This window comes from Bacillus sp. AFS037270 (assembly GCF_002585305.1).
Map to the genome: position 1 here is coordinate 53807 of NZ_NUNF01000010.1, position 13090 is coordinate 66896.

Annotated in this window: 14 protein-coding genes, 1 pseudogene and 1 other annotated feature (1 of these 16 only partly in view); of the genes and pseudogenes, 13 read left to right on the top strand and 2 right to left on the bottom strand. The window is 42.1% G+C overall.

All coding sequences use genetic code 11. The features are described from left to right. Positions 1–55: a sequence feature (ribosomal protein L21 leader region), on the top strand (it extends 28 nt beyond the left edge of the window). Positions 56–68: 13 nt separating this feature from the next. The 7 genes from rplU (at position 69) to pheA (ending at position 4592) form a co-directional block, all read left to right on the top strand. Further along, positions 69–377, top strand: coding sequence for a 50S ribosomal protein L21 (rplU, locus tag COD92_RS04335; protein WP_098529848.1), 309 nt, complete (start codon positions 69–71; stop codon positions 375–377). A gap of 15 nt (positions 378–392) precedes the next feature. Then, complete coding sequence (locus COD92_RS04340; protein WP_098529849.1) at positions 393–734, top strand: ribosomal-processing cysteine protease Prp; 342 nt, start codon at positions 393–395, stop codon at positions 732–734. 1 nt (position 735) lies between these two features. Then, a complete protein-coding gene (gene rpmA, locus COD92_RS04345) occupies positions 736–1032 on the top strand; it encodes a 50S ribosomal protein L27 (RefSeq protein ID WP_098529850.1) in 297 nt (98 codons plus the stop codon). Positions 1033–1311: 279 nt separating this feature from the next. Further along, positions 1312–1857, top strand: a complete 546-nt coding sequence (locus tag COD92_RS04350; RefSeq protein ID WP_098529851.1) for a Spo0B C-terminal domain-containing protein — start codon at positions 1312–1314, stop codon at positions 1855–1857. Between the two features lie 38 nt (positions 1858–1895). Beyond that, positions 1896–3188 carry a GTPase ObgE gene (obgE, locus tag COD92_RS04355; protein WP_098529852.1) on the top strand — a complete coding sequence of 431 codons (1293 nt, stop codon included), beginning with the start codon at positions 1896–1898 and terminating at the stop codon, positions 3186–3188. Between the two features lie 30 nt (positions 3189–3218). Next, positions 3219–3668 carry an ACT domain-containing protein gene (locus COD92_RS04360; protein WP_098529853.1) on the top strand — a complete coding sequence of 150 codons (450 nt, stop codon included), beginning with the start codon at positions 3219–3221 and terminating at the stop codon, positions 3666–3668. 69 nt (positions 3669–3737) lie between these two features. After that, on the top strand, positions 3738–4592 hold the full coding sequence (gene pheA / locus COD92_RS04365) for a prephenate dehydratase (RefSeq protein ID WP_098529854.1): 855 nt from the start codon (positions 3738–3740) through the stop codon (positions 4590–4592). Between the two features lie 43 nt (positions 4593–4635). On the opposite strand, the gene COD92_RS04370 is transcribed toward pheA, so the two are convergent. Beyond that, positions 4636–5172: a transcription repressor NadR gene (locus tag COD92_RS04370; RefSeq protein ID WP_098529855.1), complete on the bottom strand. Its 537-nt coding sequence runs from the start codon at positions 5170–5172 to the stop codon at positions 4636–4638. 59 nt (positions 5173–5231) lie between these two features. Beyond that, entirely contained in the window at positions 5232–6374 is a 1143-nt protein-coding gene (locus COD92_RS04375; protein ID WP_098529856.1) for an IscS subfamily cysteine desulfurase, read from the bottom strand. Between the two features lie 99 nt (positions 6375–6473). Here COD92_RS04375 and nadB point away from each other — a divergent pair, with 99 nt between their 5' ends. The 6 genes and pseudogenes from nadB (at position 6474) to COD92_RS04400 (ending at position 13020) form a co-directional block, all read left to right on the top strand. Beyond that, positions 6474–8051: an L-aspartate oxidase gene (gene nadB / locus COD92_RS04380; protein WP_098529857.1), complete on the top strand. Its 1578-nt coding sequence runs from the start codon at positions 6474–6476 to the stop codon at positions 8049–8051. After that, a complete protein-coding gene (gene nadC / locus COD92_RS04385; protein WP_098529858.1) occupies positions 8020–8868 on the top strand; it encodes a carboxylating nicotinate-nucleotide diphosphorylase in 849 nt (282 codons plus the stop codon). Before nadB ends, nadC begins: the two co-directional genes overlap by 32 nt. A gap of 1 nt (position 8869) precedes the next feature. After that, positions 8870–9967, top strand: coding sequence for a quinolinate synthase NadA (gene nadA / locus COD92_RS04390; protein WP_098529859.1), 1098 nt, complete (start codon positions 8870–8872; stop codon positions 9965–9967). A 287-nt stretch (positions 9968–10254) separates the two neighbouring features. Next, a pseudogene (gene safA / locus COD92_RS33575) lies at positions 10255–10402 on the top strand (SafA/ExsA family spore coat assembly protein); the annotation flags it as partial. Positions 10403–11591: 1189 nt separating this feature from the next. Beyond that, the gene (locus COD92_RS31495) at positions 11592–12041 is read left to right on the top strand and encodes a hypothetical protein (RefSeq protein ID WP_141561076.1); all 450 of its coding nucleotides are present in this window, start codon (positions 11592–11594) and stop codon (positions 12039–12041) included. Continuing rightward, entirely contained in the window at positions 12028–13020 is a 993-nt protein-coding gene (locus COD92_RS04400; protein ID WP_098529862.1) for a phosphotransferase, read from the top strand. The genes COD92_RS31495 and COD92_RS04400 overlap by 14 nt, the downstream gene beginning before the upstream one ends. The last annotated feature ends 70 nt before the right edge of the window (positions 13021–13090 follow it).

Here is a 13090-nt window from a genome sequence, read left to right on the forward strand (position 1 = left end):
GTAAGCCTTTTGCTTTACGCATAAGCGCCTGTATTTGGCGAGTCTGAGTTTATAAGGAGGTGCAGTTCATGTACGCAATTATCGAAACTGGCGGTAAGCAATTGAAAGTCGAAGAAGGCCAAGCTATCTACATTGAAAAATTAGATGTTGAAGCTGGTGAAACAGTTACTTTTGACAAGGTTCTTTTCGTTGGCGGTGAAACTGTGAAAGTTGGCAGCCCTGTTGTTGCTGGCGCTACAGTTACAGCTAAAGTTGAAAAGCAAGGTCGTCAAAAGAAAATCATCGTTTTCAAGTATAAAGCGAAGAAAAACAACCGTAAGAAACAAGGTCATCGTCAACCTTACACTAAAGTAGTCATCGAAAAAATCAACGCGTAAGGTGTTGGAAAATAGATGATTAACATTACGATTTATCGTACTGAGTCCGGCACGATTCAATCGTTTAAAATAAGCGGTCATGCTTTTTTTGCCAATCGGGGACAAGACATTGTCTGTGCAGGTGCATCTGCAGTTTCCGTTGGTGCAATTAATGCAGTGCATGCTATAACAGGTATCACTCCAGAGATTGAACAAGGAGATGGCTTTCTCCGCTGTGTAATTCCGGAAAATATTCCGGAAGTCATAAATGAGAAAGTTCAACTTCTTCTTGAGGGGATGGCTGTTTCATTACGAACGATAGAAGAAGAGTACGGAGAGCACATTAAAATAACCTTCAAAAAGCAGGAGGTGGAATGAAATGTTATTAAAATTAGATCTTCAATTGTTTGCATCTAAAAAGGGAGTAGGTTCTACAAAGAACGGACGTGACTCCATCGCAAAGCGCCTTGGTGCTAAGCGTGCAGACGGTCAATTTGTAACTGGTGGTTCTATCCTTTACCGTCAACGCGGTACAAAGATTTACCCAGGTGAAAACGTTGGCCGCGGTGGTGATGACACTCTTTTTGCAAAAATCGACGGCGTTGTTAAATTCGAACGTTTAGGTCGTGACCGCAAACAAGTAAGTGTATACCCAGCAGCTGCTCAAGAAGCGTAAGAAATACATCAGAAAACTCTAACCTGATTGGTTAGAGTTTTCTTTTTGTATAGGCTGTGTTAAAGGTTATGGTTGATTATTAGCATGTTGATTGATTGGAGCGGAAATCAACCGTCAAATTAACACAGCCTTTATATAAAAGATCCTCATCCATAATCTTCTTTGAAAGCTCTTTTTGCCTCTAAAAAAACTTTTCTTATACAAAAAAGTCTACTCATGTATGTTTTTTTGATATACTAACAGGAAACAGTGTCAACACTTAAATGTGGGAGTGTACATATGGGGAAAGAATGGGATATCGTGGAGGTGCTAAGGCACTCACGACATGATTGGTTAAATAAGCTGCAGCTGATAAAGGGAAATCTCGATCTTAATCGGATTGACCGGGCCAAACAAGTCATTGACGAAATCGTGATCGAGGCCCAGCATGAAACAAAATTATCAAATTTACATATGCCGTTATTTGCTGCGCTGCTCTTAAAATCTAACTGGGAAAATCCTTCCTTTAGATTGGAATATGAGGTGCTGTTTGATCCAGAAGCCTCAAAAATCAATGATTTGGCTGTGACTAATTGGACAACTACCTTTTTTGGAAGTTTGAATCAAGCGATTGAGCCATATCAAGAGAATAATCTATCGATTACAATTGAACCGCAATCAGACGGTGTTCGTTTCTTTTTTGATTTTAGCGGGATAATAAGTAACAGAGAACTGATGGAGATCTTCCTATCGGATAAAACGGTGGATTTGTCCGTCAAGGAATTTACAGAAACCGAACTCTCCCTCGAGTTATTTATGCCAATGCTGAAAAATAACTCGCTGTAATATCAGTTAATTTTATTGTGCAAGACTGGAGGAATTAGATGTTTGTCGATCAAGTTAAAATATATGTAAAAGGCGGAGACGGCGGAAATGGGATGGTTGCCTTTCGCCGTGAAAAATATGTACCAAATGGTGGACCGGCCGGCGGAGATGGCGGTAAAGGAGCAAATGTTGTCTTTGAGGTCAATGAGGGTTTACGGACCTTAATGGATTTCCGTTATAAGCGTCATTTCAAAGCAGAGCGTGGAGAACATGGCATGTCCAAGGGAATGCACGGCAGAGGCGCTCATGATATGATCGTCAAGGTTCCGCCTGGAACGGTGGTTATCGATGCTGAAACAAAAGAGGTCATCGCTGATTTAGTAGAACATGGTCAACAGGCCATCATTGCTAAGGGCGGCCGCGGCGGGCGGGGAAACACTCGGTTTGCTACCCCGCAAAATCCTGCTCCGGAGATTGCTGAGAATGGTGAGCCTGGGCAAGAGCGCGATGTTATTCTTGAATTAAAACTGCTTGCTGATGTTGGTCTTGTTGGATTCCCAAGTGTAGGGAAGTCGACATTATTATCGGTTGTGTCATCGGCAAAACCAAAGATTGCTGAATATCACTTCACAACGATCGTACCTAATCTTGGTATGGTAGAAACAGAAGATGGCCGAAGCTTTGTTATGGCCGACCTGCCGGGATTAATTGAAGGCGCAAGTGAAGGCGTGGGACTTGGTCATCAGTTTTTACGGCATATTGAGAGGACAAGGGTAATTGTCCACGTCATTGATATGGCCGCAACGGAAGGAAGAGATCCATTCGAGGATTTTGTGACCATTAACAAAGAGTTAAAAGAATATAACCTTAGATTGACCGAGCGCCCGCAAATCATTGTTGCAAATAAAATGGATATGCCGGATGCAGAGGAACACTTGGAAATGTTTAAAGAGCAGTTAGAAGAGGATTATCCAATTTTCCCTATTTCGGCCCTAACTCGAAAAGGTCTGCGTGACCTATTATTTGCGATTGCCGATAAAATTGAGCAGACACCAGAATTCCCTCTTGAGCATGAAGAGGAAGATGTAACTGGCGTACATCGTGTATTATATAAACATGAAGCAGATCCGGATGCCTTTACCATTACAAGAGACCCTGACGGCTCATATGTACTTTCAGGTGATAAGCTCGAACGATTATTTAAGATGACCGACTTTTCAAGAGAAGAATCGGTTCGCCGTTTTGCCCGTCAGCTGCGCGGTTTTGGTGTTGATGATGCCCTAAGACAAAGAGGAGCAAAAGATGGGGATATTGTGAAGCTGTTAGAGTTCGAATTTGAGTTTATTGAGTAGTTTTCCGTAAAAGAACGAGGTAGAGTTTAAATGGATAATTTTGATAAAAAGTTTTACTTGGTCCGTGAGGATGTTTTGCCGGAAGCGATGAAGAAAACGATTGAAGTGAAAGAAATGCTTGAAAGAGGCAAAGCAGATTCGATTGCGGATGCCGTTTTAAAAGCGGACCTAAGCAGAAGCGCCTTTTATAAATATAGGGACACTGTTTTTCCTTTTTCTACAATTCAGAAGGAAAAGATCATTTCCCTTTTCTTTCATTTGGAAGACCGTTCAGGCACGTTGTCTAACTTGTTAAGCGTCGTTGCCTTATCAGGATGTAATGTGCTGACGATACACCAAACGATTCCGCTTCAGGGCAGGGCCAATGTGACATTGTCATTAAATACTTCGAATATCACAACAAAGCTGGACGATCTACTAACGGAACTAAGAAAACTTGAATTTGTAGAAAAAGTGGAAGTGCTGGGAACAGGTGCGTAGTGGACAAGGTCCGCTATGGGCCGGGTCTTTAGCCTTCCTTTTTAAAAATACAGAGGAGTGGGGAAAGTCATGAAGGTTGGTTATTTGGGGCCAAAAGCAACATTTACAGAATTAGCTGTAAGTAAAGTTTTTAAAGGATTCGATTTGGAACCGTATAATACAATTCCAGAAAGTATCGATGCCATCGTAGATCATAAAGTGGATTTAGCCGTTGTACCGGTTGAAAACGCCCTTGAAGGATCAGTAAACATTACACTAGATTATTTAACACATGTAGTCGATATTCCAATTGTCGGAGAAATCACACTGCCGATTAAACAGCATTTAATGGTTCATCCTGATAATAAGGAACATTGGCAGTCTGTTTCAAAAGTATTTAGCCATTCCCATGCAATTGCCCAGTGTCATAAGTTTTTACATACCCATTTTAAAGGTGTACCAATTGAAAGTATCTCGTCGACAGCAGCAGCGGCGAAGATGGTCATGGAGCAGCCAGAAATGAATGCGGCCGCGATTGCGAATGAACTCGCAGCCAAAGAATATGGACTAGCCATCGTCCAAAAAGATATCCATGATTTTCATTTTAACCATACTAGCTTCTTTGTTTTATCAGAGCAGGGCTTGGATTTTGCGGAAATAAGCGGCTCATCTCATTATAAGACAACACTAATGGTTACACTTCCTTCTGACCAGGCTGGAGCTCTTCATCAGGTATTGTCGGCGTTTGCCTGGAGAAAATTGAATCTTTCCAAAATTGAATCAAGACCAATGAAAACAGGAATTGGCAATTATTTCTTTATCATCGATCTTGAAATGAAACTTGACGATGTGCTAATTCCAGGAGCCATAGCAGAGCTCGAAGCACTTGGCTGTGGCGTCAAAGTGTTAGGAAGCTATCCATCGGTAATCGTAAATCTTGATTAATAAACGAAGAGACCCGTGCAATCTGCAGCGGGTCTCTTCGTTTTTATTCCATTATATATCCCTCAGCTTTTAGGGCTTGTTCTGCTTGATCTAAGACCTGCGTACTTGAAGCTGAAATCGTATGAAGGTGGAAGCCTCCGGTTAATTCAGATAATAAGGAAGCCTTCGAGTTTTTAATATTTTCCATAAATTGCTTCACCTCATGGCGGTTAGAAACCATGATAGAGGCAGTTAAATCGCCGTATACGGAGTGTTCAATTTTAACATCTTTTACAAGCACGCCATGGTCAACAAGTAAATTTAATTCATTCTCTGTGTCTTCCGGTGTATGTTTGCAGGCAATGGTTCTTTCAAATCTCGGAGTGCCAGTGCTGGGCTTTAAATAAATATAGCCTTGGCTCGTGGCAATAATTGGTTCATTCTTAGCTTTAAGAAGGGTAATATCTCCAACAATAACTTGTCTGCTAACATTTGTTTTAGTCGCTAGTTCACTGCCGGTGAGCGGTTCAGAGCTGTCTTTCAGCTGCTGGAGGATGAACGACCTTCTTTCCTCTCCCAAAATTTTCTTTTGCTCAGCCATAAAAGATCTCCTTTAAATTTAATCTATCTACTTATTCTAGCACAGTTCGTTTCTTTCTATCACGGAAGCCGTTTGAACGATTTCACAATGTTGACCACTGTTTCCCCAAGTTTAACGACTTCTTCCATTGTCGAGGATGAACCTAACGAGATCCGAATAAATTCCTTTGCTTCATCCTTCTCTAATCCTAGTGCCTCCGTTACTTTTGCAGGGGTTTGCATTCCGATTTGGCAGGCGCTTCCCGTGGAGATTGCAAATCCAAGACGGTTGCATTCGAGCATCATCCATTGTCCCTCAATACCAGAAATCCGCAAACCAATAATATTGGCAAGCTGTCGATCGTCATCAGCTTGATAAATGTCCACCCATTCTTTTACCGGCTTCAGCGCTTCAATAAATGCTTTTCGGAGGAATTGAAATTTAGTTTGGTCCTCTTCAAGTCGTCCGATAATTTTCTGAGCCGCCGCTGTCATGGCAGCGACCGCTGGAACATTAACTGTTCCAGGCCGAAAGCCGCTTTCATGTGAACCCCCGGGGAAAAATGGCTCCCAAGAAAGGTTCGCGTTAATATAGACGCCGCCAATCCCTTTAGGTCCATAGATCTTGTGACCGGAGAAAGAAAAACTGCTGACCAAGGGAGCGATGTTTTTTACATTTATTTTTCCAAAGGACTGGACAAAGTCGCTGTGGAAATGAATTTTGTTTGCACTCGCTATTTTCGCCATTTCCTCGATTGGCTGGATGGTCCCAATTTCTGAGTTAACATGCTGCAATGTGATTAAAATCGTTTCTGGTCTAATTGAACTGAGGGCGAGATCCAAGTCAATCAAGCCATTTGAATTAAACGGAATAAGGGTGACTTCGTAGCCATCCTGTTTGAGCCGCTTTAAAACACCATGGACAGAGGAATGTTCTGCCATGCCCGCTATAATATGTTTCCCGACCTTTAATGGAGCAGACAAAAGGGCCTCGATCGCTAAGAAGTTTCCTTCCGACCCGCCGCTTGTAAAATATAAGCCTTTTTTATCAATGCCAAAAATATTTGCCAATTCTTCCCGGCAATTTTCCAGTAAAAATTGAGACTGACTGCCGATATCATGCAAACTCTGGGTGTTCCCAAAGTATTCTGTTGCCACTTTTACATAAACCTCAGCAGCATCCCGATCTAATGGAGTTGTCGCAGCAAAATCAAAATATATCATCCTAATTCTCCAATAATCAATTTTTTTAGTACTTGTTTTTAGTTTAATTCTGTGTAAATATATATGTCAAGACACCTGTTAATGCCAGGAGGGTCATCCATGATAAATGATGATGTAGTAATTATTGGAAGTGGGATAGCCGCGTTACAGCTGGCTGTTCAATTAAATAATCATTTAAATGTGAGAATACTCACAAAGGGGAAATTAAGAACGGCAAACTCTTATCTAGCACAAGGGGGCATTGCTGCCGCTTTAGGAGCAAATGACCACCCATCCAAACATATCGGGGATACACTTGAGGCGGGAAGATTTCATAATAACCCGGATACTGTCAGGGAAATAATTGCCGCTGCCCCATCCTTAATCCGAAACCTGTCACAGCAGGGAGAGGTTTTTGATAAGGATTCAAATGGTGAATTATTTTTAGGGATGGAAGGAGCCCATAGCGAAAAGAGAATTGTCCATGGCGGTGGTGATGCCACTGGTAAAAACGTCATGGAACATTTAATCAGCAGGCTCCCCAATAATGTAACGATTGAAGAAGATGTATTTGCTTACGAATTACTTTTAAACGCTGAAAAAACTCGCTGTGTGGGTGTTAAAGCAAAACAATCGGATGGGACGATACAAAAGTTCTATGGAAGCCACATCATTATGGCCTCCGGCGGCTGTGGGCAATTGTTCACTTACACCTCAAACGCTGGTACTGTATGTGGTGATGGCATCGCGATGGCCTACTTAGCAGGTGCAGAAATTGTCGATATGGAATTTATTCAATTTCATCCGACCCTTTTGTATATCAACGGTGAAACAAAAGGATTAATTTCTGAAGCCGTTCGAGGTGATGGGGCGATCCTTGTGACCGAAAATGGAATTCCTATTATGGAAGGGATTCATCCCATGAAAGACCTGGGTCCAAGGCATGTGGTTTCACAAAGAATCTATGAATTTCTTAAAAAAGGGAAACAAGTATTTTTAGATATTAGCAGTATTAAAGAATTTAGCAAAAGATTTCCTACGATTACGGCTATTTGCGAAGAAAACGGTATTTGTTTAGCGGACGGGAAAATTCCGGTCGCTCCAGGCAGCCACTTTTTAATGGGCGGTATTAAAACGGACTTAATGGGCCGCTCTTCCATTAATGGGTTATATGCGATCGGAGAGGCTGCCTGTACAGGACTGCATGGCGCCAACCGCTTGGCGAGCAATTCTTTATTAGAGGGGCTCTATCAAGGTGATCGATTATCAAAATGGATCAATGGCGCCGGAACAGAGTATCAAGAATTTGATACTAGAGATTTCTTACCGCCAGCTATTACTAAGTTGCTGAATTTACCGGATATTCAGCGGATCAAGGATTTGATGATGGAGCGGGTAGGGATTGTTAGGAATGAAGCCAATTTGAAAAAGCAGCAAGCCTGGCTGGCTCAATTTAATGCGGAGCAAATCCAGTTAGATACATGTTCCAGATCGGATCTATCCAAAATCTTTATGGTGATTACAGCGAGTCTGATTACCGAAGCCGCCTTACAAAGGACAGAAAGCCGCGGCGGTCACTATCGGAGTGATTATCCGTCAGAAGACAATCAAAATTGGTTACGTCAATCAATTACTCATAAAAAGAATCTGGGATTGGAGAAAAATAATGAACTCATTAAAACTGCGCTCGCAACTTGAGGAATTTTTTATTGAAGATATTGGCGAACAAGATTTAACAACCGATTACATTTTTTCGGATGATACCACGGGGAAAATTGTTTTTCTGGCAAAGGACGAGGGTATCTTTTGCGGGGAGGAAATTATCAAAACCGGTTTTCATCTTTTAAATCATGACCTTATCGTTGAGCTGTTTGTGAAGGATGGCCAAGCAATTGAGAAGGGCCAAGAGCTTGCCCATGTCTCAGGAAAAATCGCTGACTTACTAAAAGGAGAGCGGGTGGTCCTTAACCTTGTACAAAGGATGAGCGGCATCGCCACCTTAACGCAAAAGACGGTTAACACTCTAGATAGTGGTCATACAAAGGTATGTGATACACGAAAAACAACTCCAGGTTTAAGAATGCTTGAAAAATACGCGGTTCGCTGTGGCGGAGGTTTTAATCATCGCTTTGGTTTATACGATGCAGTCATGATTAAGGATAACCATATTTCGTTTGCTGGCTCGATTTCAAAGGCAGTGGAAGCTGTCCGAAAAAAGGCTGGTCATATGGTGAAAGTTGAGGTTGAGGTAGAAACGGAAGAACAAGTGCTAGAAGCAGTTCAAGCGGGTGCGGATGTGATTATGTTTGATAACCGAACACCTGAAGAAATTAAGGAGTTTATTAAACTGGTCCCAGCTGGGATCATTACCGAGGCCTCCGGCGGTATCCAATTAGCGAACATCGCTGACTATCGTGATACTGGTGTAGATTGTATTTCTCTTGGCTATCTGACCCATTCCTATAAAGCTCTTGATATAAGTGTAAAAGTAATATGGAATAAAGGAGATGAGTAGAATGAGCTTCTTAGAGACTTTACAAAAGAATGTCATGATTCCTGAAAAATATAAGCAAATGACGAGGGATGAACTTGAAAACCGCGTAATCGAGGTAAAACAGCAGCTTGGCTCACGTCTGTTTATTCCAGGTCATCATTATCAAAAAGACGAAGTGATTCAGTTCGCCGACGCAACCGGTGATTCTTTAAAGTTAGCACAATTATCAGCTGAAAACACGGAAGCAGAGTTCATTGTATTTTGTGGTGTACATTTTATGGCAGAGACGGCCGATATTTTAACAAGTGACAATCAAAAGGTATTTCTGCCTGATATGCGGGCCGGCTGTTCAATGGCCGATATGGCCGATATCCAGCAAACCGAAAGAGCTTGGGAAAAGCTTCAAGAACTGTTTGGAGACACGATTCTTCCTTTAACCTATATCAATTCAACCGCGGCCATTAAGGCGTTCGTTGGTGAAAATGGCGGAGCAACTGTCACCTCCTCCAATGCAGAAACAATGGTTAAATGGGCGTTAGGAATCAAAGAACGGATTTTATTTTTGCCTGATCAGCATTTAGGACGGAATACAGCAGCGGATTTAGGGATTGGATTAGATGAGATGGCGATTTGGAATCCAATCTCGAATGCCCTTGAATATGAGGGAGATGTTTCAAAAATAAAAGTGATACTTTGGAAAGGGCATTGCTCTGTCCATGAAAACTTTACCGTTCAAAACGTCGCAGATACACGTGTTCAATATCCCGATATGAAAATTATCGTTCATCCGGAATGCCGCCGGGAAGTCGTTGAATTAGCCGATATGGCGGGCTCCACAAGTTATATTATTAATGCCATCGAAAAGGCAGAGCCTGGTTCAGCTTGGGCGATTGGAACCGAGATGAATCTAGTAAAAAGGATAATCAACGATCATCCGGATAAACAGATTATCTCATTAAATCCGCATATGTGCCCTTGTTTGACAATGAATCGTATTGACTTGCCGCATTTAGTTTGGAGTCTGGAGACATTAGAGGAAACTAACAATATCATTAAAGTAGAATCAGACATTACTGAAAATGCAAAATTAGCCTTAGACAGGATGTTAAAAAATTCATAAACAGCGAAAAAAAGATGTAATTTATCTAATTGCATCTTTTTTTCTTATTTTTAAAAGGGTCATTTTTATCCTTTGATGATATATCGGTGGAAAGTCTCAACATATCGGCGGTTTTTTCTAATATATCGGCAAAATCAGAGCTTTTATCAGCGAAATGAATCTCGCCATATCTTTGGGGACTTATTCATAATTTTATAAAAGCAAGCATAAGTTTTTTTGAAGTATATTAGCACTTTGCCCATTTTCACATACACTATATGGACTTATGCCATAGGAGGGAAATCAGAGTGAAGATCCATATCGTACAGAAAGGGGATACTCTTTGGAAAATCGCCAAGAAGTACGGCGTGAATTTTGAAGAGCTGAAAAAATTGAATTCACAGCTCAGCAACCCTGATATGATTATGCCCGGTATGAAAATAAAAGTTCCAACTTCAGGTGGATCGATAAAGAAAGAAGCACCGATGGGAATGAAACCGGAAACGACAATCAACTTAGGAGCTAAAAAGGAAATGCCCATTGCTGAGCATCCGTTTGCCAAAGAAAAACCAGTTCCACTGCCAATCAAGGAAGCACCAATTGTGAAAGAACAACCAATCGTGAAAGAACAACCAATTATAAAAGAAGCACCGAAAGCACCATATACTCCCAAAATGCCACTGCAAATCATCCCAGAAATAGATATAAACAATTATTATACGACTAACATGACAAACATGACCGTCCAGCCACAGCTTCCTCCTAAACCTGCCAATATACTTCCTGAGGTCAAAGAAGAACCAAAGAAAGAAATTCCAGTTCCTCCACCAGCACCAGTACAAGAGATGCCGGTTCAGACACCACCGCCGCAAGAAAATTGTGTACCGATGACACCTGTCATGCCAGGCCCTGGCTTCTGCCCTCCATTTGATGGAATGCCGATGCCGCCTATTATGCCTTATCCGGCGGTCCAAGGAGCAGGTTATTTGCCACACCCTGGAATGGTTCATGGAACACCTGGGTTTAATCCAGCTGTTGCTGGTACTTCGGTTATGCCGGGGCAATTTTTCCATGACGAGTCATCATCGTTCATGCCGCAAATGCCTGGTGTAAACCCGGCTTATAATCCTGGAGCCGCAATGGGATCCCAAATGCCTATGATGGACCCTGCCGCTTATGGTCAAACACCAATGGGCTATGGAGGCATNNACCAAGCCAAATGCCAATGGAGTATGGAGGAGTGCCAGGCGGACCAGGCCAAATGCCAATGGGGTATGGAGGAGCACCAGCCGGACCAAGCCAAATGCCAATGGGGTATGGAGGAGCACCAGCCGGACCAGCGCAAATGCCAATGGGGTATGGAGGAGCACCAGCCGGACCAGCACAAATGCCAGCTGAATATGGAGGAGTGCCAACAGGTCCAGCGCAAATGCCGACGGGTTACGGAGAGGTTCCTGCGGGATACGGTCAAATGCCAACTAGTTACGGCGAAATGCCGGCTGGATATGGTCAAAACCCAATGGGCTATGGAGGAGTGCCTGCTGGGGACGGTCAGATGCCAATGGGGTATGGTGGAATGCCAGGAGGATACCCTGCAGAACCAAAGGCAGGGGCACAAGGTTATCCCACTTCATATCAAGGAGGGATGACTCAAGCCCCTCCAGGAATGCCTGGTACCATGTATGGCAACCCTGGAATGGTTAATCCTTACGGAACGGGAACCGCACCATACGGATATCCACAAGTGGGAGGACCTGGACCACAAGTAATGGGCGTACATGATTTTGAATCTTCTGATCTTCTTCCACCTACTGCAGGGGCACAAATGCCTTATATGCCGACAGCCCCAACACAAGGGCCGCCAGTAGGAACAGGAGCTCTAGGTGACTGCGGATGTGGTGGAGGAATGCAGCCTGCTGGGATGGTTCCACCAAGCGCACCGGCAAGTTTTGTGCCGCCAACACCGCCAATTTACAGTGCACCATTTACAGGACCCATGAATGTTGCTCATCCGCCATATATGAATCCTTACGGTGTGGGACCAGCTGGAACAAATCCTTACGGTATGCCAGGTTACCGTGATGAAAGCAATTAAAACATCCCGCAGCCAAAAAGGAGACGATGATTACTTGAATCGTCTCCTCTCTTATTTTAAATCACAGTTTTATGAAAAAATTATTCAGCTGGTGCCGATTCAAAAGTCGTCTGTTTATTTATTAAAAACCGAAAGTAATACTTATATTATAAAAGGGTATCGTTCCAATAACAGACTAAAGCTTCAAGAGGCTTTTACCGCAACATTAAGAACAGAAGGATTTTTGAAATCCTATATATTCTTAACTAATCCGATGAAAGAACATCTCTTTTTTGAGGGAACCTATTTTGGCTGCATGGAATATATTCCTCCACATAAAACAGCCTTTTCCTATCATTCCCATCGTAATCGTCAAGAAGGGCTTGATTTGTTGAAACAATTTCACCAAACGACCGCTTCAGTTGAAAATCGGTATCGTACTTTACTGCCGAAGGGTCAGTTAATTGAAAAATGGACGGAAAGACTCAAAGTCTTTTCGGGCAATATTCCTTTTATAAAGTATTATCTAGATGATTACATGATTTCTGAATTGATATCATGGGCCAATTGGTCACTGGCGGGTATGATAAAAAATCAACGCTTTTTTCAAAAGGAACAAGATGTTATTCTTCACGGCGATGTCGCCTATCATAATTTTCTTCGTGACCAAAATGGACAGCTGAATTTAATTGATTTTGATTTAATTAGTATTGGCCCTCCCTCATTTGATTATTTACAGTATGCTAATCGAATTCTTCCCTCTATCGATTGGTCATTGGATAAATTGGGGAATTTAAAGCAAATAGGAAAATATTTAGATGAAGAAGCTTTTTTGTATGCCTTACCTTTCCCTAGCGATATTTTTCGAGAATGGAATCGAATGATTCGGGAAAAATCCTACACCGACCCAGCAAAAATAAGGCAGGTTATGGATTTAACTGTCAATCAATTTCATCTGCGGAAAAAATTTATCAGCCAATTACAGGAAAAAGTGAAATGATTTTATCAGAATGAATTGCAACAGAAGATAACACCCTATAAATGAGCAGAATATTATGCTCAGATTGTAC

Bases quoted from the DNA above. Each gene is read 5' to 3' on its own strand.
- COD92_RS04360 (WP_098529853.1), top strand. From the start codon at position 3,219: ATGGATAATTTTGATAAAAAGTTTTACTTGGTCCGTGAGGATGTTTTG.
- nadB (WP_098529857.1), top strand. From the start codon at position 6,474: ATGATAAATGATGATGTAGTAATTATTGGAAGTGGGATAGCCGCGTTA.
- COD92_RS31495 (WP_141561076.1), top strand. From the start codon at position 11,592: ATGACTCAAGCCCCTCCAGGAATGCCTGGTACCATGTATGGCAACCCT.
- COD92_RS04370 (WP_098529855.1), bottom strand. From the start codon at position 5,172: ATGGCTGAGCAAAAGAAAATTTTGGGAGAGGAAAGAAGGTCGTTCATC.
- rpmA (WP_098529850.1), top strand. From the start codon at position 736: ATGTTATTAAAATTAGATCTTCAATTGTTTGCATCTAAAAAGGGAGTA.
- nadA (WP_098529859.1), top strand. From the start codon at position 8,870: ATGAGCTTCTTAGAGACTTTACAAAAGAATGTCATGATTCCTGAAAAA.
- COD92_RS04400 (WP_098529862.1), top strand. From the start codon at position 12,028: ATGAAAGCAATTAAAACATCCCGCAGCCAAAAAGGAGACGATGATTAC.
- pheA (WP_098529854.1), top strand. From the start codon at position 3,738: ATGAAGGTTGGTTATTTGGGGCCAAAAGCAACATTTACAGAATTAGCT.
- nadC (WP_098529858.1), top strand. From the start codon at position 8,020: ATGAACTCATTAAAACTGCGCTCGCAACTTGAGGAATTTTTTATTGAA.
- COD92_RS04350 (WP_098529851.1), top strand. From the start codon at position 1,312: ATGGGGAAAGAATGGGATATCGTGGAGGTGCTAAGGCACTCACGACAT.
- rplU (WP_098529848.1), top strand. From the start codon at position 69: ATGTACGCAATTATCGAAACTGGCGGTAAGCAATTGAAAGTCGAAGAA.
- COD92_RS04375 (WP_098529856.1), bottom strand. From the start codon at position 6,374: ATGATATATTTTGATTTTGCTGCGACAACTCCATTAGATCGGGATGCT.
- obgE (WP_098529852.1), top strand. From the start codon at position 1,896: ATGTTTGTCGATCAAGTTAAAATATATGTAAAAGGCGGAGACGGCGGA.
- COD92_RS04340 (WP_098529849.1), top strand. From the start codon at position 393: ATGATTAACATTACGATTTATCGTACTGAGTCCGGCACGATTCAATCG.